This is a genomic window from Kribbella sp. VKM Ac-2571, assembly GCF_004362255.1.
Lineage (GTDB): Bacteria > Actinomycetota > Actinomycetes > Propionibacteriales > Kribbellaceae > Kribbella > Kribbella pratensis.
Genome location: NZ_SNWS01000017.1, coordinates 99,544 through 122,078 on the forward strand (window position 1 = coordinate 99,544; position 22,535 = coordinate 122,078).

At 69.0% G+C, this 22,535-nt stretch carries 18 protein-coding genes; 9 read left to right on the forward strand and 9 right to left on the reverse strand.

Going from position 1 to position 22,535, the window contains the following annotated elements:
* Positions 1–68 precede the first annotated feature (68 nt).
* Entirely contained in the window at positions 69–2,852 is a 2,784-nt protein-coding gene (locus EV651_RS31595) for a glycoside hydrolase family 3 protein (protein ID WP_133788919.1), read from the forward strand.
* Here the strand turns inward: EV651_RS31595 and yicI are convergent.
* Positions 2,801–5,032, reverse strand: a complete 2,232-nt coding sequence (gene yicI / locus EV651_RS31600) for an alpha-xylosidase (RefSeq protein WP_133788920.1) — start codon at positions 5,030–5,032, stop codon at positions 2,801–2,803. The two genes, EV651_RS31595 and yicI, sit on opposite strands and share 52 nt — an antisense overlap.
* Positions 5,033–5,150: 118 nt before the next feature.
* Here yicI and EV651_RS31605 point away from each other — a divergent pair, with 118 nt between their 5' ends.
* The 5 genes from EV651_RS31605 to EV651_RS31625 all read left to right on the forward strand — a co-directional run bounded on the left by EV651_RS31605 (position 5,151) and on the right by EV651_RS31625 (position 8,739).
* Entirely contained in the window at positions 5,151–5,828 is a 678-nt protein-coding gene (locus EV651_RS31605) for a response regulator transcription factor (RefSeq protein ID WP_133788921.1), read from the forward strand.
* Between the two features lie 18 nt (positions 5,829–5,846).
* A complete protein-coding gene (locus tag EV651_RS31610) occupies positions 5,847–7,259 on the forward strand; it encodes a cell wall metabolism sensor histidine kinase WalK (protein ID WP_133788922.1) in 1,413 nt (470 codons plus the stop codon).
* Between the two features lie 244 nt (positions 7,260–7,503).
* The gene (locus tag EV651_RS31615) at positions 7,504–7,695 is read left to right on the forward strand and encodes a DUF1918 domain-containing protein (protein WP_133788923.1); all 192 of its coding nucleotides are present in this window, start codon (positions 7,504–7,506) and stop codon (positions 7,693–7,695) included.
* 181 nt (positions 7,696–7,876) lie between these two features.
* A complete protein-coding gene (locus EV651_RS31620; RefSeq protein ID WP_133788924.1) occupies positions 7,877–8,254 on the forward strand; it encodes a hypothetical protein in 378 nt (125 codons plus the stop codon).
* Entirely contained in the window at positions 8,251–8,739 is a 489-nt protein-coding gene (locus EV651_RS31625) for a hypothetical protein (RefSeq protein ID WP_133788925.1), read from the forward strand. The genes EV651_RS31620 and EV651_RS31625 overlap by 4 nt, the downstream gene beginning before the upstream one ends.
* Before the next feature lies 1 nt (position 8,740).
* Here EV651_RS31625 and EV651_RS31630 read toward each other — a convergent pair whose 3' ends face one another.
* The gene (locus EV651_RS31630; protein ID WP_133788926.1) at positions 8,741–9,628 is read right to left on the reverse strand and encodes a LysR family transcriptional regulator; all 888 of its coding nucleotides are present in this window, start codon (positions 9,626–9,628) and stop codon (positions 8,741–8,743) included.
* 81 nt (positions 9,629–9,709) lie between these two features.
* Between EV651_RS31630 and EV651_RS31635 the strand changes: the two genes are divergently transcribed.
* On the forward strand, positions 9,710–10,588 hold the full coding sequence (locus EV651_RS31635; RefSeq protein WP_133788927.1) for a DMT family transporter: 879 nt from the start codon (positions 9,710–9,712) through the stop codon (positions 10,586–10,588).
* Between the two features lie 45 nt (positions 10,589–10,633).
* Complete coding sequence (locus EV651_RS31640; protein ID WP_166658857.1) at positions 10,634–13,909, forward strand: BTAD domain-containing putative transcriptional regulator; 3,276 nt, start codon at positions 10,634–10,636, stop codon at positions 13,907–13,909.
* Between the two features lie 37 nt (positions 13,910–13,946).
* Here the strand turns inward: EV651_RS31640 and EV651_RS31645 are convergent, their stop codons facing one another.
* Entirely contained in the window at positions 13,947–15,329 is a 1,383-nt protein-coding gene (locus EV651_RS31645; RefSeq protein WP_133788928.1) for a ricin-type beta-trefoil lectin domain protein, read from the reverse strand.
* A 31-nt stretch (positions 15,330–15,360) separates the two neighbouring features.
* Entirely contained in the window at positions 15,361–16,464 is a 1,104-nt protein-coding gene (locus EV651_RS31650) for a DNA glycosylase AlkZ-like family protein (protein WP_133788929.1), read from the reverse strand.
* A gap of 131 nt (positions 16,465–16,595) precedes the next feature.
* Here EV651_RS31650 and EV651_RS31655 point away from each other — a divergent pair, with 131 nt between their 5' ends.
* Positions 16,596–16,850: a GlsB/YeaQ/YmgE family stress response membrane protein gene (locus EV651_RS31655; protein WP_133788930.1), complete on the forward strand. Its 255-nt coding sequence runs from the start codon at positions 16,596–16,598 to the stop codon at positions 16,848–16,850.
* Between the two features lie 36 nt (positions 16,851–16,886).
* Here the strand turns inward: EV651_RS31655 and EV651_RS31660 are convergent, their stop codons facing one another.
* From EV651_RS31660 to EV651_RS31680, 5 genes are all read right to left on the reverse strand, one after another.
* Positions 16,887–19,256, reverse strand: coding sequence for a glycoside hydrolase family 65 protein (locus EV651_RS31660; RefSeq protein ID WP_133788931.1), 2,370 nt, complete (start codon positions 19,254–19,256; stop codon positions 16,887–16,889).
* Positions 19,253–19,996 carry a beta-phosphoglucomutase family hydrolase gene (locus tag EV651_RS31665; RefSeq protein ID WP_133788932.1) on the reverse strand — a complete coding sequence of 248 codons (744 nt, stop codon included), beginning with the start codon at positions 19,994–19,996 and terminating at the stop codon, positions 19,253–19,255. Before EV651_RS31665 ends, EV651_RS31660 begins: the two co-directional genes overlap by 4 nt.
* 20 nt (positions 19,997–20,016) lie before the next feature.
* The gene (locus EV651_RS31670) at positions 20,017–20,967 is read right to left on the reverse strand and encodes a sigma-70 family RNA polymerase sigma factor (protein ID WP_133788933.1); all 951 of its coding nucleotides are present in this window, start codon (positions 20,965–20,967) and stop codon (positions 20,017–20,019) included.
* Positions 20,964–21,377, reverse strand: a complete 414-nt coding sequence (locus tag EV651_RS31675) for a glyoxalase superfamily protein (RefSeq protein WP_133789008.1) — start codon at positions 21,375–21,377, stop codon at positions 20,964–20,966. The genes EV651_RS31670 and EV651_RS31675 overlap by 4 nt, the downstream gene beginning before the upstream one ends.
* Before the next feature lie 103 nt (positions 21,378–21,480).
* Positions 21,481–22,482: an acetylxylan esterase gene (locus tag EV651_RS31680; protein WP_133788934.1), complete on the reverse strand. Its 1,002-nt coding sequence runs from the start codon at positions 22,480–22,482 to the stop codon at positions 21,481–21,483.
* Positions 22,483–22,535 lie beyond the last annotated feature (53 nt).

Below are 22,535 nucleotides of genomic sequence, written 5' to 3' on the forward strand. Positions count from 1 at the left end.
CTTCGATCAGCCCTCCGCCTCCCGGTTTATCGAAGCGCTTCGACACCAGCCCGTGGAGTCGACCGCCGATGAGTACTCCAGCTCCTGCCCCGTTCCGCGACCCGGCCCGGCCGATCGACGCGCGGATCGACGACCTGCTCGCCCGGCTCACCCCGGACGAGAAGCTCGCGTTCCTACACCAGTACCAGCCGCCCGTCGCCCGGCTCGGCGTGGAGGCGTTCCGCACCGGCACCGAGGCCCTGCACGGTGTCGCCTGGCACGGTCCGGCGACCGTGTTCCCGCAGGCGATCGGCCTGGCCACGAGCTGGAGCCCCGACCTCGTGCGCGCGGTCGGCGCGGCGGTCGGCGACGAGGTCCGCGTGTTCCACCGGAAGGACCCGGCGGGCATCGGTCTCAACGTCTGGGCGCCGGTCGTCAACCCGTTGCGCGACCCGCGCTGGGGCCGCAACGAGGAGGGGTACGCCGAGGATCCCTGGCTGACCGGGATGATCGCGACCGCGTACGGACGCGGTCTGGCCGGCGACGACCCGACGTACCTGAAGACTGCACCGACCCTGAAGCATTTCCTTGCCTACAACAACGAGACCGACCGGTGCACGACGTCGAGCAACCTGCCTCCGCGGGTCCTGCACGACTACGAGCTGCCGGCGTTTCGCGCGCCGATCGAGGCGGGTGCAGCGGTCGCGGTGATGCCGTCGTACAACCTGGTGAACGGACGGCCCGCCCACCTCAGCCCGCTGATCAACGACGTACTCCGCACGTGGACGACCGACGAGGTGCTGGTGGTCAGCGACGCCTACGCGCCGGCCAATCTGTTCGGCCTGCAGCAGTACCTGCCCGACGGACCGACCGGGTACGCCGCCGCGCTCAAGGCGGGCGTGGACAGCTTCACGCAGGACGGCGAAGACGCCACCCCGACCATCGAACGGCTGTCGACAGCGCTCGACCGCGGGCTGATCACGACCGCGGATCTCGACACCGCCGTACGGCGAGCGCTCGCGATCCGGTTCCGGTTGGGTGAGTTCGATCCGCCCGAGTTCGATCCGTACCGTGCGCTCGAACCTGAACTGGTCAACTGCCCGACGCACCGCCGGCTCGCCCAGGACGCCGCCCGCCAGGCGATCGTGCTGCTCAAACACGACGACCAGGTCCTGCCGCTCAGCACCTCGACGCGCGTCGCCGTGGTCGGTCCACTCGCGGGCACCCTCACGGAGGACTGGTACGCCGGGACCCTGCCCTACCAGGTGACCGCGCTGGACGGCATCAAGGAACGACTCGGCCAGGTCGAGTACTGCGAGGGCGTCGATCGGATCACGCTCCGGATCGCGGGCTCGGCGTCGTACCTCTGCGTCGGCGCCGACGCGGTGCTGCGGACCAGCACGGACGCCGGCGAGTTCGATCTCTTCGACTGGGGTGGTAACGCCTGGGCGTTGCGCTCGGTCCGGAACGGCCGGCATCTGACCGCCACCGACGACGGCGAACTGGTCGCGGACCAGCCGGGCCCGAACGGCTGGGAGGTCAAGGAGACCTTCAGGCTCGTGCAGTCCTCGAACACGCTCCTCGTCCAGCACCTGCACAGCGGCGGGTACCTCCACGTCGGCCCGGACGGCACGGTCGGGCTGGCGGAGGAAGGAACCGCGTTCGAGCTCGACGTGGTGGTCGACGGCGCGGCGACGGCTGCTGAGCTGGCCGCCCGTGCGGACATCACGATCGTGGTCGCGGGCAACCACCCGTTGGTGAACGGCCGTGAGACCGAGGACCGGGAGACCCTGGACCTCCCGCGTGCGCAGGACCGTCTGATCCGGCAGGTGCACGCGGCGAACCCGCGAACCGTGCTCGTGCTGACCAGCAGCTACCCGTACGCGATCGGCTGGGCGCAGCAGCACCTTCCGGCGATCCTGTGGTCCGCGCACGGCGGGCAGGAGTACGGTCGCGCGCTGGCCGACGTACTCTTCGGCGACCACGACCCCGCGGGCCGGCTGCCCCAGACCTGGTACCACTCGGCCGCGGACCTGCCCGGTCTGCTCGACTACGACATCATCGCGACCGACGCGACGTACCTGTACTACCGGGGCACACCGCTCTACCCCTTCGGCCACGGCCTCAGTTACACCACCTTCGCGTACGGCGACCTGCAGCTGAGCACACCGTCCGTCTCGGCGGACGGGGAGGTTCGCGTTGCGTTCACCGTCACCAATACAGGTGATCGCCCGGGCACGGAGATCGCTCAGCTGTACACGAGGCAGCAGCGTTCACGGGTCAAGCAACCGCTGCGGCAGCTGCGCGGCTTCCGCCACGTGACGCTCGAGCCGGGCGAGACCGTGGAAGTCGAGCTGACCGTTGCCGCGGCGGACCTCGGTTTCTGGGACGTGACGCGCGACCGGCGTTGTGTCGAGGCAGCGCGGCACAGCATCATGGTCGGCCGGTCCAGCACCGATCTGCGACTGACCGCGACGCTCGAGGTACGCGGCGAGGAGATCCCGCCGCGAACGCTCACCCACCTTGCCGCAACCAGCTTCGACGACTACTGCGCCATGACGATGAGCACCGCATCACGTGACCGCGGTGACGCGGTCGTCTCCTTGGAACCGCAAGCCTGGTTGGCCTTCGACGACGTCATCCTCGAACCGACGACGTACCGGGCCCGCGTCGCCAACCGCGGCGACCGGCTCGCCACCATCGAGCTCCGACTGGACGATCCGTTGCACGGTGAGCTCCTGAGCACCGTGCAGGTGTCACCGACGGACGAGCTCGTCGCAATCGTGGGCGAGCTCGCCCCGGTGACCGGAGTACACACGCTCTACGCGGTGTTCTCCGTGGCCGACGTCGTACTGGAGAGCTTGACCGTGTAGCGCTCGCAAGAGCCTTCCACGACACGGGACTCCACCTGTCCGGCCCGGTAGGCCAGCTCGATCACGACATCTCCGAGCGTGACCGTGGTGACCTGCCCGTCGGCCGGCTCGAACCAGCGCAGTTCCACGCCGTCTGCCCAGTCGTACTCAGGCCGATCGTCAACGGCGCCGATCGGGATTACCGCGCCCTCCCGTACGAACAGCGGCAAGGAATCGAACCCGTGCGTCTGCTGCACCCACGCCGGTCCGGTCACCACCTCACCGGTCAGCAGCGACGTCCATCGCCCCTGCGGCAGGTAGAACGAGACCTCGCCGTCGAAGCTCATCACCGGCGCGACGAGCAGGTTCGGTCCCAGCAGGTACTGGCGGTCCAGATACCCCACCGCAGGATCGTCCGGGAACTCCAGCACCATCGGACGCATCATCGGCACCCCGTCACGATGCGCCTCTTCGGCGGCCGCGACCAGGTACGGCATCAACGACAGCTTCAGCTTGGTGAACTTCCGCAGTACGTCGACCGCCTCCTCGTCGAACGCCCACGGCACCCGGTACGACGACGAACCGTGCAGCCTCGAATGCGACGAGAGCAACCCGAACGCCACCCACCGCTTGAAGATCGCGGGATCCGGTGTGCCCTCGAATCCGCCGATGTCGTGACTCCAGTAGCCGAATCCCGACGAGGCCAGCGACAACCCGCCGCGCAGCGATTCCGCCATCGCCTCGAATGTCGACTCGCAGTCGCCGCCCCAGTGCACCGGGAACTGCTGCCCGCCGGCGGTCGCGGAGCGCGCGAACAGGACCGCATCGCCCTGTCCCCGGTTCTCCTCGAGCAGTCCGAACACGGCCGCGTTGTAGAGCTGCGCGTAGTAGTTGTGCATCCGGTCCGGGTCGGAACCGTCGTACCAGACGACGTCGGTCGGGATGCGTTCGCCGAAGTCGGTCTTGAAGCAGTCGACGCCGATGTCGATCAGGGCCTGCAGCTTCGAACGGAACCACGCGGTCGCGTCCGGGTTGGTGAAGTCGACGATCGCCATCCCGGCCTGCCACATGTCCCATTGCCAGACCGAGCCGTCCGGGCGCTTCAGCAGGTACCCGAGCCGGCGGCCCTCCTCGAACAGCACCGAGCGCTGCGCGATGTACGGGTTGATCCACAGGCTGACCCGCAGACCGCGTTCCTTGAGGCGGCGGACCATCCCGGCCGGGTCCGGGAACGCGATCGGGTCCCAGACGAAGTCGCACCAGTGGAACTGCCGCATCCAGAAGCAGTCGAAGTGGAAGACGCTCAGCGGCAGGTCGCGTGCGGCCATCCCGTCGACGAACGCGCTCGTGGTCTCCTCGGTGTAGTCCGTGGTGAACGAGGTCGAAAGCCACAACCCCATCGACCAGGCGGGGACGCGGGCGGGTCGTCCGGTGAGGCCGGTGTAACGGCGCAGCACGTCCTTCGGCGCCGGGCCGGCGAAGACGTAGTACGCGAGCTCTTCGCCTTCGACGCTGAACTGGTTGCGCGACGTCACCTCCGAGCCGACCTCGAACGACACGTGGGCGGGGTTGTCGACAAGGACGCCGTACCCCTTGCTGCTCAGGTAGAAGGGGACGTTCTTGTACGCCTGCTCGCTCGACGTGCCGCCGTCGGCGTTCCAGCTGTCGACCACCTGACCGTTCTTGACGAACGCGCCGAACCGCTCACCGAGCCCGTAGATCGTCTCGCCGACCCCGAGCGCCAGCTGCTCGTGCACGTAATTCTTGCCGTCGGCATCGGTGATGAGGCCGATGCTGCGCTCCCCCGAGTGCGTCAGCGGCTTCCCGTCCTGCTCGAAGCGCACGTCCCACGGCCCGTCGAGCGCGATCACCGCACTCAGCTCGCCGGAGGTCAGCCGCGCCTCGGCGGCGCCGACCTCGACCTTCACCGGATGCTCGTCGTCGGTGTTCAGCCGGTACGACGGCCGCGCGGGCAACCCGCCGAGATGGTGTGCGATCCGGACCCCGATCACGCCGCGCGCCGGCGAGGAGAACGTCACCGTGAACATCGGTTGGTTGAGCGTGTCACCGCGCCGCTCGATCCGCTTGGCCGGAGCGAACACGGTCAGATCCCGCTCCCCCGCCTGCACACTCTCGACCTCAGCCGGTCGTAGCCGGGTGAGCCCCGCCCGAAGCTGCCAGTACCCATCGGTGAACTTCATAGCGAGCCTCTCTCGGCGGGTTGTCGAAGCGCTTCGACAACGGTAGGTACGGTCACTTCACGGCGTCAAGTTGTCACCTCTCAGCGGACTCTCAGCGGGCTGCGGTGAGACTGTGAGGATGCGAGTGCTGATGGTCGAGGACGAACTGCGGCTGGCCGACACGGTGCACCGTGGGCTGACCGACGCCGGTTTCGTGGTGGAGCTGGTGCACGACGGCGAGAACGCCGTGTGGGCCGCGACCGAGCACAAGTACGACGTGATCGTGCTGGACATCATGCTGCCGAAGCTGAACGGGTACCGCGTGCTCGAACTGCTCCGGGCTCGCGGGATCTGGACGCCGGTGCTGATGCTGACCGCGAAGGACGGTGAGTACGACCAGACCGACGCGTTCGACCTCGGGGCCGACGACTACCTGACCAAGCCGTTCAGCTTCCTGGTCCTGGTCGCCCGGCTGCGGGCCTTGATCCGGCGCGGTGGGCCGGAGCGCCCGGTGGTACTGACGGCCGGAGACCTGACGCTCGACGTGGCCCGGCGGCGAGTGGAGCGCAACGGACGGGAGATCACCCTCACGCCCCGCGAGTACGGGCTCCTGGAGTTCCTGATGCGGCACCGCGGGGACACCGTCAGCAAGGCCGAGATCCTGGCCGGCGTCTGGGATCCGGCCTTCGACGGCGACCCGAACGTCGTCGAGGTCTACGTCCGGTACCTGCGGAAGAAGATCGACACCCCGTTCGCCCGGCACGCGATCGAGACCATCCGCGGGATGGGTTACCGGCTGAATCCCGAGGGCGGATGAGCCTGCCAGACTGAGTGCGTGAGTACGGTGGTGCGACGTCGCGTCGACGGGTGGTACCGGACCGCCGGCGGTCTGCGGCAGGCCAGTGTGCGCAGCCGCTCGACCGCGGCCGCGGTGATCGTGGTCGCCGTCGCGATGATGCTCGGCGCGGCTGCGCTGCTGCTGCTCCTACAGCGCGCCCTGATCACCGAGGTCTCCGACGCCGCGGAAGGTCGCGTCGGTGACGTAGCCCGGCAAGTCAGCGCGAGAGGTACGTCGGGACTCACGAACGACCTCACCGAGACCACAAGCGCCGGCCAACTGATCCAGGTGCTCGACCCGTCCGGCCGGGTCGTCGCCGCCTCGTCGACCCGGGTCGACGCCACGCCGCTCACCGATCTCCGCCCACCCGCCGATGCGCTGCTCCGCGCCCAGGTCGGCGAGATGCCGCTGATCGACGACGACCATTCCTTCCTGATCGTCGCGCAGGGAGTGGCGTACGACGGCCGCACGTACACCGTCGTGGTCGCGTCGTCCGTGGAGACCCAGCGGCAGACGGTCGCGACCGTGGCGAAGTACCTGGCGATCGGCTTCCCGGCGTTGCTGATCGTGGTCGGGGTCGCCGGGTGGCTGATGATCGGGCAGGCACTGCGCCCGGTGGAACGGATCCGCGGCCGGGTCCAGCGCATCGGAACCCGGGACCTGACCGAGCGCGTCCCGGTGCCGCAGACCCGGGACGAGATCGCCCGCCTCGCGGTGACGATGAACGAGATGCTCGACCGGCTGGAGACCGGGCAGGCGACGCAGCGGGCATTCGTGGCGGACGCCAGCCACGAGTTGCGGTCGCCGTTGGCCACGCTCACCGCGGCGCTGGAGGTCATCGAGGCGGACACCACCGGGCAGGCGTGGCACGAGCTGCGTCAGGTGATGGCGACCGAGACGGACCGCATGCGCCAACTGGTCGAGGATCTTCTGCTGCTCGCGAAGGCCGACGACACCGGGATCCGGATGCGGCAGGTCGACGTGGATCTCGACGACCTGGTCGCGGCCGAGATCCAGCGACTGCGGAGTTCGGCACCTGAGCTGACCGTGACCGGCGATGTCCATCCGGTCCGGATCGTGGGCGATCCGGCGCGGTTGAGCCAGGTACTGCGGAACCTCGTCGACAACGCCGCCCGCGCCGCCCACACCACGGTCCACCTGACCGCGGCCGAGCAGAACGGGTCCGCGATCATCACGGTGTCGGACGACGGCGACGGCATCCCCGAGCAGGACCGGCAACGCGTCTTCGAACGCTTCGTCCGCCTGGACACCAGCCGCTCCCGCGCCAGCGGCGGCTCCGGACTAGGCCTGTCCATCGCCCGCGAGATCACCCACGCCCACAACGGCACCATCGCCCTGACCTCCTCGGCGACCGGCGGCACAACGGCCACCGTCACCCTCCCGAACTGACCACAGACCGGAAACTCCGGCGACCTCGCGGCGCCTGTGGGTTAGGACGGAATGCATGGACATGTCGGTGGTGCCTGGTCAGCGTCGTACCAGGTCTGACCTGGTGTGCGAGCCGGCAGGAGGTCGGGGCGCCCGAGCGGCCGCGATCTTCGCGGGACTTGCCGCCCGACTCGCCATCGACATCCACTGAGGGGTGGTGCGCGTCGCTCGGTGGGACCAAGCTGGAGTGGAGGAGGTGAGTGTGGTGAAAGCTGCAGCAGGGGACCAGGTCGTGGTGGAGAGTACCCACCTGTCGGCACACCGGCGCGAAGGGCAGATCGTGGAGGTTCACGATCCGAACGGCGCACCGCCGTACCTCGTGCACTGGAATGACACCGACACCGAGTCACTGTTCTTCCCAGGCCCAGACGCCCACATCGTCCACGCGGAGAACTAGAAGGTGCCGGGGGCCGGTCACCGCGGTCGGGGCCGGCCCGAGAATCCCGTTGCCGCCCGCGGCCGCGCTTTCTGTCTGCTTTCTGTCTGCTTTCCGGTCGCTTTCTGAGATTTCCCGGCGGCCCGGACGCCCGGTTAGCGTCCTCGTGATGCCAATCGACGCCCGGAACTGAGGGGATCACATGAACCATCGGTACAGCAGACCGGCCGCCGGTGCCGCGCTGGCGCTGGCGGTCACCGCCGCCGGACTGATCGCGACGGCCGCGCCGGCCGCGGCCACCGACGACAGGATCGAGCGCAGTTGCGGCGACTACCTCATCCACAGCACGAAATACGGCGCCTCGACCCGGAAGTCGAAAAGCGCCTCCTGCGCCGGACATGCCTGGGTGATGATCCACTACAAGGCGCGCAAGGACGGCAAGTGGTACGTCAGCAGTTGGCGGCACGACCCGAAGTACGCGCACTACGCGTCCAACGAGGACGGCGCGTTCTTCAGCGAACTGAAGAGGAGCTACCACAAGGGCTGCGCCGACTGCGTCATCCACCACCTCGAGCCGTGAGGCTTCTGCGACCGGCTGTCGGTGCCGTCGTACTCCTTCTCGCCGTCACGTCCTGCGGCGACGGCGGGAAGGTCACCGAGGCCGACTACCTGAATGCGGTCCAGGCCTTCACCGACTGCCTGTCCGAGCACGGTATCGAGGCGCAGAACCAAGGCTGGGATCCGGTGAACCGGCTCGCCGTCTCGATCTCGTACGCCGTTGACGGGGAACGCGGCGTACCGGATCCGCAGGGTCAGAAGTGCGAGGACGAGCACCTCACGGACATCGGCGAGGCGTACGCCGACCAGGCGACACCGGCGATGGCCGACGACCTGCGCACCTACACGCGCACGTGTCTGACCGCCAAGGGCCACGACATCGCGGCAACCGTCACCAACCTAGGTGGATTCCTGGAGCACGCACAGGAGGATGTGGTGAACAGCTGTGTCACGAGCGGCCTGGCGATCCTCTACCCCGATGTTCCGGCCATGATCGGCAGTCGCTGAATCAGGCCCGGACAGCCGTGGCCGCGTGTCGGAGTTCGGTCAGGACTGTGCGGACGGCTTGTCGCGCGGCGCGTTCGGGGCGGTAGAGGGCGTCGATGTGGCGGCGGGTGTGGACGTTGCGGAGCGGGCGGAGCGCCACCGCCGGATGCCGTTGGGCGGTCCAACGAGGTATCAGCGCGACGCCGGCACCGGCCGCCACCAGCTCCGCGACAACGGTGAACTCGTTGACCCGATGCACCAGGTCCAGGCGATGGTTGGCGGCCGCGCCGATCGCCTCGATCGTCGCCATCAGCGGGAACCCGTCGTGGACCGTGATCCATGGTTCGTGGGCGACGTCGCGCGGGGTCAGTGACCGCTTCGCCGCGAGCGGGTGATCGGCCGGTACGGCGACGTCGAGGGGCTCGTGGAGCAGTGAGGTGACTGCGACCGTTCGCGGCCAAGGGGCGGCGTGGTCCAGGCGGTGCCCGAGAACCACGTCGTACTCGCGGGTGAGCGGCGGGAACTCGTCCTGCGGCACGTCCTCGTCGTGGAGGCTGAGCTTCGGCGCAGCCTCGGCTCTGAGCAGCCGCGGGAAGAACGCCGCAGCCGCGCTGTGGAAGGCGGCAATCGACACCACTCCGTCGGGCTGTTCGACGAACGCCTCCACGGTCTGCCGCGCCCGCGCCAAGGCCGACTCCACATCGGCCGCGGCACTCGCCAACGCGCGGCCGGCAGCGGTCAGCACGACCCGCCGGCCATCGCGTTCGGTCAACGGCACCGGCATTGACCGCTGCAGCAACCGCAACTGCTGGGAGATCGCCGACGGAGTCACGAGCAGCGCCTCCGCGGCGGCGGTGACGCTGCCCAGCTCGCCAACTTCCCGGAGCACTCGCAGTTGTCGTTCGTCCATCCAGATACTTTAGCTGTCCTACAGCGTTGCTGAAGACATTGGTACTTGGCTTCAACGTTGCAGTCCCTCACCGTTGGAGCCGTGCCCGGATCTCGCCGTACCGATCTCGTTCTGCTGCTGGTCGCCGTTGTCTGGGGCTCGAGCTATCTCGCCGCCAAGACCGCGACCAGCAGCGCGCCGGTGCTGACCGTGCTGTTCCTCCGCTACGGCATCTCCGCCCTCGCCCTGATCCCGTTGGTCCGCGGCATCACCCGAAAGGAGCTCAAGGCCGGGCTCGTCCTCGGCCTCACACAGGCGGCGGTCCTGGTGCTCGAGACGTACGGCGTGACGCACACCAGTGCCGCGAACGCCGGACTGATCATCAGCCTCACGCTCGTCCTCACGCCGCTCCTCGACGGTCGCGGCCTGCCGCCGCGGTTCTATCTCGCGGCCGGGATCTGCACGGTCGCCGTCGGACTGCTGATGTCCGCCGACGGCCTGCACTCCCCCGGCACCGGCGACCTGCTCATGCTCGCTGCCGCGGTCGTCCGCGCGGGTCACGTCACACTCGTCGGACGACTGTCCGTCGGTGTGCGCCCGTTGCAGTTGACGACCGTCCAGACCCTTGTCGGTACGGCGTTGTTCGTGGTGCCCGCCGTACCGCATCTGCCGACCCACGCCGGTGTCGGCACCTGGCTGCAGATGATCTATCTCGCCTTGTTCTGCAGCGTTTTCGCCTTCCTCGCCCAGACCTGGGCGGTCCAGCGCACGTCCCCCAGCCGAGCCAGCCTGCTACTCGGCACCGAGCCGATCTGGGCCGTTGCCATCGGCATCAGCCTCGGCAACGAACGCCTCACCGTCCCGGCCGTCGTCGGCGCGATCCTCATGCTTGTCGGCACCACCTGGGGCCAGTCGATCGAACGCACCCACCGCGAATCAGCACCTGAGCGCATCCACAGGGCGGACGCAGCAGCGGCGTGATGGCCCGGTGATGCCCGATGATAGGGGCTCGTCGGGGAGGTGGGCATGCACTTCGAGGTGCTGGGGCCGGTACGTGTGATGCGGAACGGCGAGGTCGTTGGGCCGATTTCGGAGCTACGCCGCCGATTGCTCGCGGTGCTCCTGGTCCGGGCGGGGCGTGCGGTGCCGACCGATGTGCTGTGCGAGGCGCTCTGGGGCGCCGATGTCCCGCGCCGGCCGACGAACAGCATTCAGGTGCACGTCCACCGGCTGCGCCAGGTGCTGGACACACCGGACCGGCTGGCCAGCGTGCCGAACGGTTATCTGCTGACGGTCGGTGAGGACGAACTCGACGCACTGATCTTCGACCGACTGCACACCGAGGGTCGTGCTGCTGCGGCTGCCGGCGATCTCGAGGAGGCGACCGATCGGTTCCGCGCGGGGCTGGCGCTCTGGCGGGACACGCCGTACGCCGATGTCGACGAGGCCGAGGTGGTCGGGCCGGAGGCGAAGCGGCTGGCCGAGGTCCGGCTGATCGCCCACGAAGAACTCTTCGATGCCGAATTGGCGCGCGGGCGCGCTCGCGAGATCGTCCCGGAACTGACCGAGCTCGTCGCGGAGTACCCGTTGCGGGAGCGGATTGTCGGTCAGCACATGCTCGCGCTGTACAGGTCCGGTCGTCGAACCAGGGCCGAGGTCGCGTATCGGGCGGCGCGGCAACGACTCGCGAAGGAGCTACGCACCGAGCCCGGCCGCGAACTCCGTCGGCTCGGCGAAGCGATCCGCGCCGAGGACCCGACCCTCGATCACGAGCCGGCAGCACGATCCAGGGTGTCGGTCACCAAGCCCGCGGCAGCTGCCGGCGCCGTGCGGCCGGGGCAGTTGCCGCCGGTGCCTGGGACGTTCGTCGGGCGGGATCCGGAACTCGAGCGGCTCGAGCAGCTCACCGCCACAGATGGTGACGGCCTGATCGTGCTGACCGGCATGGCCGGGATCGGGAAGACCGGCCTGGCCTTGCGCTACGCCCACCAGGTGGCGGACCGCTACGGCGACGGCCAGCTCTACATCGATCTCGGTGGCCACGCCTCCGGCCCGGCCCTCGACCCGATGGTCGCGCTGGCCCAACTGCTCCGCGGTCTCGGCGCGGACCCAGCGCGAGGCTGGGAATCCCTGGCAGACGCGACCGCCGAGTACCGCTCCGTGCTGAGCGGTCGCAAACTGCTCGTGCTGCTCGACAACGCGGCGAGCGCGGAGCAGGTTCGTCCGTTGCAAGCAGCAACGGACGGCTGTCTGACCCTGGTCACCAGCCGGAACAACCTCTCCGGCCTGATCGCCCGCGAGGGCGCGCAACGGATCCGCGTGGGTGAACTCCCGCCCGACGCCGCGCACGCTCTCCTGCTTCGCCTGGCCGGCCCGGACCGTTTCGACCGCGAACCGGAATCCGCGGCCGCCCTGATCGAAGCCTGCGCCGGCCTCCCGCTGGCCCTGCGGATCGCGGCCGCACAGCTCGCCGACGAGCCGCAGCGCCCGCTGTCCGACTACCTCGCCGAACTGATCGAACACGGCCCGGTCGCCCTCGCACTCGACGACGACGAACACTCGGCCGTCACCGCCGCGTTCGACCTGTCGTACGCGCGTCTCGCTCCGGCGACCCGCCAACTGTGCCGACTCCTCGGTCTCGTGCCCGGCCTCGACTTCACCGTCGACGCGGTCGCGGCCCTGAGCGGTACGACCCCATCCGCGGCGCGCAAGTCCATCCGCGAACTGACCAGCGCCCATCTCCTCGAACAACACGCCCCCGGCCGCTACCGCTTCCACGACCTGCTCCGCGACGACGCCCGCCGCCGTACCGAGACCGAAGACACCGCCCAGGCCCGCGCCGAGGCGGCGGAACGCCTCTTCGCCTGGTACTACCGCGGGAAGGTGGCCGTTGTGAACCAGCGTACCTCGATCCGCCACCATCCGCCGCCGCCCGACCTGCCACCGGGAACAGCCGACATCACGTTCGCCGACCTCTCGGACGCCATGACGTGGGCACGCGCCGAGTTCGTCAACCTCGCTGCCGCGGTCGAGGCCGCCGCAGGCCACCGGCAGCACGCCCACTGGACGTGGCATCTCGCGATCGGCCTGATGCTCCCGATGGCCGAAGGGGGATACCAGACCTCTGCTCAGGCGATGGCGGCCACCGGTATCGCCGCGGCCAGGGCGGCCGGCGACCGGTACGCGCTGGCAATCATGCTGGCCGAGAGCGCGGCCACGCGACATCGAGTCGAGCTGCCGCTGGACCCCAACGTCCTCACGGAGGCGCTGCAACTGGCCGAGCAGATCGGCGACCATCCGCTGCTCGGGTACTGCCTCAACGTTGCCGCGGTCGTATCCATGGCCTCCGGCGAACTGGAGGTCGCCGAGCGCAATCTCGTCCGCTCGCTCCAGCTCCACCGCGAGGACGGCGACAGCGCAGCCCAGACTCGCGCCCTGCTCAATCTCGGCGTGATCGCCTACCAGCGGGGCGAACTCGACAAGTACGCACAGAGCTCCGAAGAGGTGCTCCAGCTCCCCGGCGCGAACCGCGACCGCGTCGCCGCACTGGCGTTGCCCGAGCTGGTTCGGGCACGCGTGATGCTGGGCCGCCTGGACGGCGTCGACGACTTGATCGCGCAGGCCGAAGACGCGCTCACGCGGTTCGACAGCCGGATCAAAACCCACCTGCTGCGCCTCTATTGCGCCATCTGGTATCGCGACGCCGGACGCCACGCGGAATCGTTCGAGCAAGCGAGGGCGGCGGAGAGATCGGCGGGACAGCTGGACCATCCGCAGGCCTACAGCGACGCCAACTACCAACTGGGCCGGTGTCACCTCGTGCGTGGCGAGCTCGACGCCGCCCGCACCAGGTTCGAGTCAGCCACCCAGTGGGCCGTCGCGCGCCCTCAAGCCCGGGATACCGCCACCTGGCACACTCCGGCACTGCGGGGGCTGGCCGAGACAGAACTCGCGGCCGGCGATGTCACCAAGGCACAATCCCACGCGGTCGACGCGGTCGCAGTGGCCCGGACCGCAAACCGGGACCCGGTCCAACGCGCCGGCGCGGTCGTCACGCTCGGCCGGGTCGAGCTCGCCATCGGCCGGTCGCTGGATGCGATCGGCCATGGCGAGGAAGCCCTCGCGATCCATCGGCGGACCGGTCATTTTCTGGGGCAGGCTCGGGCGCATCGGCTGCTGGGCGAGGCTCACCACGTGGTCGAGGCTGGCTCGGGCGACGAGCGGCTGCGGGAAGCGCTGCGGATGTTCGAGGCCTACGGGTCGCCCGAGGCGCGTGAGGTACGGCGGTTGCTGGGCAGGTGAAGTGGCTTGTCATACCGCCCACGTAGGTCCACCCCGCTCAGGAACGGGTCCACTTCTGGTCGGGGGAACCGTTGCAGGGGGCAACGACAACGGCCGAGCCGTTCCCCGTACCGTTCGCTGTCAGACAGCCCGCCGCCGAGGTGACGGTCTGGTCCGCGTTGAGCTGCCAGACCTGATCGGCCGCGCCGGTGCAGGTCTCGATGGTCACGGCCGAGGCCCCCGCGGTCATGCACTTGTCGGCGTACACCGTCAACTGGTTCGCAGCGGTGAGGTTCCACGACTGGTTCCCGCCGTTGTTGCAGTCCCACAGGTCGAGCGCCGTACCGGGGCTGGTCGAGAAGCCCGGTACGTCGACGCAGCGGTTGCTGGCCACACCACGCAGGGGCTCACCAGGCGGGGCGGGCGGCTCGCTGTTCGTCGGCTCGTCCCGCAGGAGGCCCCAGCCCCACCACAGCTGGTCGCGTCCGCTGATGCTGTTGACCTGGAGATCGGCCGGCCCGACCTGCGTCGTCATCGAGTACGAGTCGCCGGTGCGCAGACCCGGCCAGTAGACGATGCCCATCTGCTGCTCGCGGGCCACCTGGGTGAGGGCGGCCAGGTACGACGTGTAGACGTTCCCCTCGTGGTTGCCGTAGTTCAGGCCGATCGTCATCGGTGAGCCGGCCTCGTCGATGATCGTCCGCCAGCCGTACGAACCGATCCGCGGCCGGAGGTTCGCCAGCCAGGCGGCCTCGGTCGTGTCGGAGGCCCAGAACCCGTAGAAGTGCAGGGACAGCAACGTCCCGTTCAGCTCCGGCGCCGCACCGACACCGGTCACGTTGTCGTTGTAGCCCGTCCCGGAGATCACGATCCGTCCGCGCGGAACGTCGCTGTGCCGCGCGATCCACGACGAGGTCAGCGACACCCACTCGTTCAGCGAGTACCCGAACGGCTCGTTCATCGGCTCGAAGTACACGTGCGGATTCCGCTGGTACGCCTTCACCACCGTGTCCCACATCGCCGCGTACGCCGCCGGATCGTCGACCCGCCCGTCCTTGGCGTTGTCGGCCTCCCAGTAGCTGAGGATCACCTTGAAACCACTGGCGGCCGCCGCGTCGATCGCCGCGCGGTAGGAGCGCCACCAGTCGGTGCCCACACTCGACGGGTTGATCGGGAGCCGGATCGTGTTCGCCCTCAGTTCCTTGCGGAACTCCCCCACGATCCCGAGCGCCTTGGTGTACGTCGTCGCGTAGTCGTCCGCCGTACTCAGTCCGGACGGGACGACCGCGTCGTCGGCGTAGTTGTCGCGCGGGTCGGCCCAGTTGACGCCGCGGAAATCGCTCGTGCGCGGCGGACCCGCGGCGGCCCCGCCGGGCGCCGCGGCGGACAGCGCGAAGAAGCACAACAGGACGGCGAGGAGACTGCGGACGGTTGATCTCACCCCGCGATGTTTACGTGAACAGAGCCGTTGGTCAAGAGCTCAGCACGAGTTCCAGGCGCAGCCACTTCGCGAGATCGCGGATCTCGCGGTGGACGGCGGCGGTGAGGGTCTTGGAGAACGGCTCGTCCTCGTGGATCGCGTTGACGCGGAAGATGCCGGCCTTGCGGTCCGACATCGCGTCGAGTTTCCCGACCAGGCGGTCGTTGTGCAGGATCGGCAACGCGAAGTACCCCCATTTGCGCTTCGTGACCGGTTTGTACATCTCCAGCTGGTAGTCGAAGTCGAAGATCTCGACCAACCGCTTCCGGTCGTACACCAGGCGGTCCAGCGGTGACAGGATCGCCGTACGTCCGGTGAACGGCTGGTCGAGCAGCTCCGGATCGACCCGCCACTCGCCGCGGACGCCGTCCACGACCGCACGCTCCCCCGCCTCGCCGGCGTCGAGCGGCTCACCCGGGCACGCCGGTCCCTTCGCCCGCAGCAGGCCCATCGAACGCAGCCGCTGCTCGTCCCGGATCCGGGCCGCCTTCGCGATCGGCACCGCCGGATCGTCCGGGTAGACCCGGGACGCCAGATCCCACAAGCGGTCCCGGCCGTCGCGGCCGGCGACCGCCACCTCGCCGCGCTGCATCATGAACTCGAGCATTTGCGACACGTTCCGGTTGTTGGTCCAGCCGCTCGACCTCCATGGCCGCACACAGGTGTCCGGTAGTTCGCGCATCACCAGCGGACCGTCCTGCCGTAACCGCTCGAGGATGTCGACGCGGCAGCCCTCGTTGGCCCGGACCCAGTCCCGCCGATACTCCTGCCAGTCGAGCGGCTCCCCGTCGCTCGGCCACGCCACCATCTCGGCCCGGAACAGCGCCAGCGTCTCCGGCAGGCGCACGAACCCGCGGAACTCCAGCAGCTCCAGCGAAGCCAGCGCGTCGGCCAGCTCCGCCGGGTCGTACGACGAACCGAGCCGGCTCCAGGCCACCAGATCGGCGTTCGGCGCGACGTACGCCGTCTGGTCGAGCTGCAGCACGTTCAGACCGCGCACAACCTCGAACAGATCACCCGGCCGCTCGCTGGTCAGCAACTGCGCGCGCACAGCCAACCGCCGAGCATCCCGCTTCGAGAGCTGATGAATAGCCACAACCCGAGGCTAGGCCATGGCCCGGGGCCCAGGGTCCGGTCCGGGTTCGGTCAGGGGGAACTCCACTGCCGTGGGCCTGGTTGCGACGGCAGACTGGTGTCATACCGTTCGACTCTCGGAGGACATCAGCCATGATCGGCTTCATCATCGCCGGACTCATCATCGGAGCGCTGGCCCGGCTCTTCACGCCCGGCAGGCAGAAGCTCGGCCTGCTCGCCACGCTGCTCCTCGGACTCGCCGGCTCGGTGATCGGCGGCACCATCGCGAGCCTCCTCGGCACCGGCGGCATTTTCGAGCTGAACGTGCTCGGGTTCATCATCGCGGTGATCTCGTCGGTGATGCTCGTCGGCACCGCCGAGTCGCTGGCCGCCCGCAAGAAGAACTGACCAACCAGTCCCTGACTCCTGGCGAAGCGCCGGCCTTCAGCTGCTCTCGTTGACCCCCAGCGCCGGCCGCGGCTCGCGGCCCGGCGGCTGTGGCGGCCGGGGCAGCAACGGCCGGCGTTTCTCCAGTGTCCGGACCACCGGCTGCTTCGCGGTGACCGTGAGCTCCTCGCCCGCATGCCGGATCCTCATCGACGCGTCCGGCCCGTCGTGCACCGAGTACTTCACCGCCACCGGATCGATCTCCACCTTCAGCCGGACGCCGCGCCACCGGATCGTGAAACTCAGCCCGGCCAGGCCGATCGGCAGCGCCGGATCGAACGACAGGCCGCCGTTGTGCTCACGCAACCCGCCGAAACCGGCCACCAGCGCGCTCCACGCACCGCCGAGCGACGCCATGTGCAGGCCGTCGCCGGTGTTGTGGTGCAGGTTGCGCATGTCGATCAGCGCGGCCTCGTACGCGTAGTCGTAGGCCAGATCCAGATGCCCGACCTCGGCCGCCATCACGGCCTGCACGCACGCCGACAACGACGAGTCCCGCACCGTCAGCCGCTCGTAGTAGTCGAAGTTGCGCGCCTTCTCCTCGGCGGTGAACGCGTCGCCGCACCAGTACGTCGCCAGCATCAGGTCGGCCTGTTTCACCACCTGGGTGCGGTACAGCTGGAAGTACGGCGCATGCAGCAGCAGCGGATACCGGCCCTTGTAGGCCTCGAAGTCCCACACGGCATACCCGGTGAAACCTTCGGACTGCGGGTGTACGCCGAGATCCGCGTCGTACGGCACATACACAGCAGCCGCCGCGTCCCGCCAGCGGGCCTCTTCCTCGCTGTCGACACCGAACTCGCGCGCCTTGGCCGGAAACTTCGCCGCGACCTCGGCCGCGGACCGCAGGTTGCGCGCCGCCATCAGGTTGGTGAAAACGTTGTCGTCGGCAACAGCGCTGTACTCGTCCGGACCGGTCACACCGGGCAGATGCCAACGGCCTAGGCGGTCGTGGTGGCCCAGCGACATCCACAACCGGGCGGTCTCGACCAGCAGCTCCAGCCCGACCTCGTCGAGGAAGTCGTCGTCGCCGGTAGCCCTGTAGTAGCGCATGACGGCTTCGGCGATGTCGGCGTTGATGTGGAACGCCGCCGTACCCGCGGGCCAGTAGCCGGAGCACTCCTGGCCGCGGATCGTCCGCCACGGGAACGCGGCGCCCTGGAAGCCCAGCTCCTCGGCCCGTTGCTTGGCCATCCGCAGCGTCGAATGTCGCCAGCGCAGCGCGTCGGCAGCCGCATCGGGCATCGTGTAGGTCAACACCGGCAGCACGAAGCCCTCGGTGTCCCAGAATGTGTGCCCGTCGTACCCGGCTCCGGTCAGACCCTTGGACGGGATGGCGCGCCGCTCGGCGCGCGCACCGGCCTGCAGGACGTGGAAGAGCGCGAACCGCACCGCCTGTTGCAACTCCGGGTGTCCCTGCACCTCCACGTCGGCGCCGTCCCAGAAGTCGTCCAGGAACTCGGCCTGCTGCTTGGTCAACCCGTCCCAGCTGGAGAACCGGGCACTCGCGAGCGCGGCCGCGACCTGGTCCCGGATCGCGGTCTCCGACCGCAGGCTGGACCAGCCGTACGCCAGGTACTTCACCACGCGCAGGCTCTCGCCCGGCTGCAGCTGGCAGATCACCGTGGTCCGCGCCCAGTCCTCACGGACGTCCTGGTCCATCGCGTAGCGGGCCGACGTGTCCACCTCGTGCGACATCGCCGCGGCCATCAACTGCTGGCTCCGCGTCGTCCGGTGGATGAGGACGGTCCCGTGTTCGCCGCCGTCATGGCTGACCGGCTTCAACGGGTTGTCCAGTACGGCGGCCACGCGCGGATCGTCGGACAGCTTCGGCTGCGCCTCGTTCGCGACGAGCTCGGACTGGATCACGAAGCGCGCGGGCTGGTCGACGGGCTCCACGACGTACTCGATCGCGGCCACCGCGCGCTGGGTGAGCGACACCATGCGGCGGCTGCGGACCTTGACCCGCTTGCCGCCGGGCGACGTCCAGTCCACGTCGCGTTCGAGGATGCCGGTCCGGAAGTCCAGCGAGCGCTCGTGTTTGGACAGGTAGCCGTAGCGGACGTCGAACGGCGAGTCGTCGACGAGCAGCCGGATCAGTTTGCCGTTCGTGACGTCGACGAGGGTCTGCCCGGACTCCGGGTAGCCGTAGCCGGCCTCGGCGTACGGAAGCGGACGCTGCTCGTAGAACGAGTTCAAATAGGTGCCGGGAATCGCGTACGGCTCGCCCTCGTCGAGGTTGCCGCGCAGTCCGATGTGGCCGTTCGACAGCGCGAACAGAGACTCCGCCTGGGCCAGCTTGTCCATGGCGAGCCGTGTCTCCCGCAGCCGCCACGGCTCGATCGGGTGGTGGCCTCGGTCGATCATCGGTTCTCCAGCAAGTCGGCGAGGTCGCGGACTACGACGTCGGCCCCGTGCGTCTTCAGGTCTGCGGCCTGGCCGACGCGGTCCACCCCGATCACATACCCGAAGTGGCCTGAACGGCCGGCGGACACGCCGGCGAGTGCGTCCTCGTAGACGGCCGCCGCCGACGGCTCGAGGCCGAAGCCCTTGGCCGCGGCGAGGAACGTGTCCGGCGCCGGCTTTCCTTTCAGGCCCTTGGTCCGGATCGTCACGCCGTCGACGATCTGCTCGACGTACTGCGCGAGACCGGTGACCTCGAGCACCTCGCGGGTGTTCGCGCTCGACGACACCACGGCTCGTCGGAGCCCGGCTTGCTCCGCGGCCTGCAGGTACCGCCGGGAGCCCTCGAACACGTGCACGCCCTCGGTCCGGATCCGTCGCTGCACGGCCTGGTTCTTTCGGTTGCCGAGGCCGTTCACGGTCATCGCGGACGGCGGATCGTCGGCGGTCCCCTCCGGCAGCGTGATGCCGCGCGCGGTGAGAAAGTCCCGGACACCGTTGGCCCGCGGCTTGCCGTCGACGTACGCGTCGTACTCCGCCCGCGCGTCGAACGGCTGGAAGGCGATCCCGTGCTGCGCCGCATAGTCGCGGAGAAACTCGTCGAACATCTCTTTCCATGCAGCAGCGTGAACGGCAGCGGTATCGGTGAGCACACCGTCCAGGTCGAACAAACAGGCCTGGATCCCCGTAGGTAGTCCCAGCATGCTTCCCACAGTAGCGGCCGCTAGGGAGTCAGCCGGTCAGGTAGGCCGAAGGCGGGGAAGCGGGAGTAGCCGAAGGTCATGATTTCGGCGATCTTGCCGTCGTGCACGCGGAGCACGTCCAGCTTGAACGCCCGCCACACGGTGTCTCCCGGGCGCAGCAGGTACGACGCTGCCGCGGGCAACCGGTTCGCCGATGTCGGCACCAGCCGCCACTCGCCGTCGCGGTTCGGTCCGAGCCCACGTTCGAACAGCGGCAGGCATGCGGCGAGGCCGTCGAACGACAACCGGTCGGGCGGCATCGAGATCCGCAGGTCCTCGGCCGCGATCGCGATCGCCGCCGCGGCGTCACACCGCTGGTGTGCGTCGATGAACCGCGCCAGCACCTCTCGCTCCTCAGCTGTCGGCTGCGGCGCACTCCAGTCGCTCCGACGTACCGGCAGGCGCTGCTGCATCGTCACCCGGGCCCGCTGGAGTGCGCTGTTCGCCGCGGCCACGCTGGTGTCCAACAACCCGGCAGTCTCGGCGGCCGACCAGCCGAGTACGTCGCGGGCGATCAGCGTGGCTCGCTGTCGAGGAGGCAATGCTTGAAGCGCGATCAGGAACGTCAGCTCGATCGTCTCCCGGTCCACGGCGACCACGTCGGGCCGATCGTCGGCCGGGGCGATCTCGTCGAGCAAACGGTCCGGGTACGGCTGCAGCCACACCAGGTCCCTCGCGGTCGGCCGCCGTACGACGTCCAGGCAGATGTTGGTCGCGATCTTGTAGAGCCAGGCCCGGAAGTACGTGCGCCCGTCGTACGAGTCGCGGGCGCGCCACGCGTGCAAGAACGTGTCCTGCACCGCGTCCTCGGCCTCGTCGTACGACCCGAGCATCCGGTAGCAGTGCACATGAAGCTCCCGCCGATACCGCCCGGCCAGGGCGGCGAACGCGGCCTCATCACCCGCGAACGCCGCCTCCTCGAGAGTTGTCACGGCCGGTGTCCTACCTCCTGGACCGTCCAGCCGTTGCCGTCCGGGTCCTCGAACGACAGGAAGGTCTCGTAGTCACCGCGGTCCGGCGAGAGCCCGGGCTGCTTGCCCGCGGCACCGAAGTGGAACGGTTCGCTCACCTCGACGCCCCGCCCGACCAGCTCGGCCCTCGCCGCCTCGATGTCGGTCACCACCAGGTGCGTCCCCTGGTAGCTGCCCGGTGTCGCCGAGGTCACCCCGACGCCGATGGTGATCGAGCACGCCGACCCGGGCGGGGTGAGCTGCACGACCCGGAACGAGTCGCCCACCCGATGGTCGACGTCCTCGGCGAAACCGAGCTGGTCGGTGTAGAACTTCTTCGCCCGGTCCACGTCCGACACCGGCACGATCACGAGCTCGAGTTTCCAGTCCATCTGTGCCATCTTGAGGCCTCCGCGGTCACGGTCGGTCCAGTCTGACCGACATCGATGACCGTGTAACGCCGTACGGACCGAAAACTCATCGGTCCGCCGATGACTAAATTCCTTCGGCCTCGAAGATCCCGGCGAACCAGTCGAGCTGCGCGAGCTGCTGGTAGGTCTGCCCGCCCTCGTGGTTGTTGTAGTGGTAGACCTCGATCTGCTTGTCCGCACTGCCCCAGTGGTTGTACGCCGCAAAGACCGTCGACGGCGGGCAGGTGGCGTCCATCAGCGCGACCGAGAACAGCGCCGGCACCGTGGCCAGCCGGCCGAGGTTGACGCCGTCGAAGTAGCCGAGGGTGTTCAGCGCCGCGTCGACGTCGTGCCGGAATCCCTTCAGGTACCGCGTGATCTCGCCGTACGGGTCCTTGTCGGTGATCTGCAGCGCCCGCTGGAAGTGGCACAGGAACGGTACGTCGGGAGCACAGCCGAGCAGCTCGATCCCCGCGATCGGCGCGAGGCCGGCCGCGGCGATCGAGATGCCGCCGCCCTGGCTGCCGCCGCTGACGATCACCTTGCCCGGATCCACGAACGGCGACGTCCGCGCCGCCTCGATGGCCCGCACCGCGTCGATGTAGACACGGCGGTAGTAGTACGTCTCGGGGTCGGTGATCCCCGCGGTCATGAACCCGGGCGTGTGGTTGAGGCCGGCGTACGGCGTGTCGTCCGGCGTACCGTCGGGGCCGCCGGAGCTGTAGCCCTGGCCGCGGGTGTCCATCACGAAGTGGGCGTAACCGGCCTGCGCCCACAGCGTGGTCGCGTGCGGGAAGCCGCGGCCACCGGAGTACCCGTGGTACTGCACCACGGTCGGCAGCGGGCTGTCCATGCCGGCCGGAACGTGCAGCCAGCCCTTCACGGGCGAGCCGCCGAAGCCGGCGTAGGTGACGTCGTAGGTGTCGATCACCGCGAGCTTGTTGTCGATTTGGGTGAACGTGGCGGACAGGTCGTCGGCGCGCGCCTTCTCGATGGACCGGCGCCAGAAGTCGACCAGGTCGGCGGGAGCGGCCACCTCGGGCCGGTACTCGCGGAGCTCGTCGAGGGAAAGGTCGAACATGGCCATAAGCGCCAAACCTACGCCCAGAAAGCATTCCGCGGAAAGCGATGTCCACATCC

Coding starts and splice junctions, on each gene's coding strand:
- EV651_RS31640 (WP_166658857.1), top strand. CDS start 10,634: ATGCACTTCGAGGTGCTGGGGCCGGTACGTGTGATGCGGAACGGCGAG.
- yicI (WP_133788920.1), bottom strand. CDS start 5,032: ATGAAGTTCACCGATGGGTACTGGCAGCTTCGGGCGGGGCTCACCCGG.
- EV651_RS31680 (WP_133788934.1), bottom strand. CDS start 22,482: ATGGCCATGTTCGACCTTTCCCTCGACGAGCTCCGCGAGTACCGGCCC.
- EV651_RS31595 (WP_133788919.1), top strand. CDS start 69: ATGAGTACTCCAGCTCCTGCCCCGTTCCGCGACCCGGCCCGGCCGATC.
- EV651_RS31620 (WP_133788924.1), top strand. CDS start 7,877: ATGAACCATCGGTACAGCAGACCGGCCGCCGGTGCCGCGCTGGCGCTG.
- EV651_RS31605 (WP_133788921.1), top strand. CDS start 5,151: ATGCGAGTGCTGATGGTCGAGGACGAACTGCGGCTGGCCGACACGGTG.
- EV651_RS31665 (WP_133788932.1), bottom strand. CDS start 19,996: ATGCTGGGACTACCTACGGGGATCCAGGCCTGTTTGTTCGACCTGGAC.
- EV651_RS31660 (WP_133788931.1), bottom strand. CDS start 19,256: ATGATCGACCGAGGCCACCACCCGATCGAGCCGTGGCGGCTGCGGGAG.
- EV651_RS31655 (WP_133788930.1), top strand. CDS start 16,596: ATGATCGGCTTCATCATCGCCGGACTCATCATCGGAGCGCTGGCCCGG.
- EV651_RS31675 (WP_133789008.1), bottom strand. CDS start 21,377: ATGGACTGGAAACTCGAGCTCGTGATCGTGCCGGTGTCGGACGTGGAC.
- EV651_RS31630 (WP_133788926.1), bottom strand. CDS start 9,628: ATGGACGAACGACAACTGCGAGTGCTCCGGGAAGTTGGCGAGCTGGGC.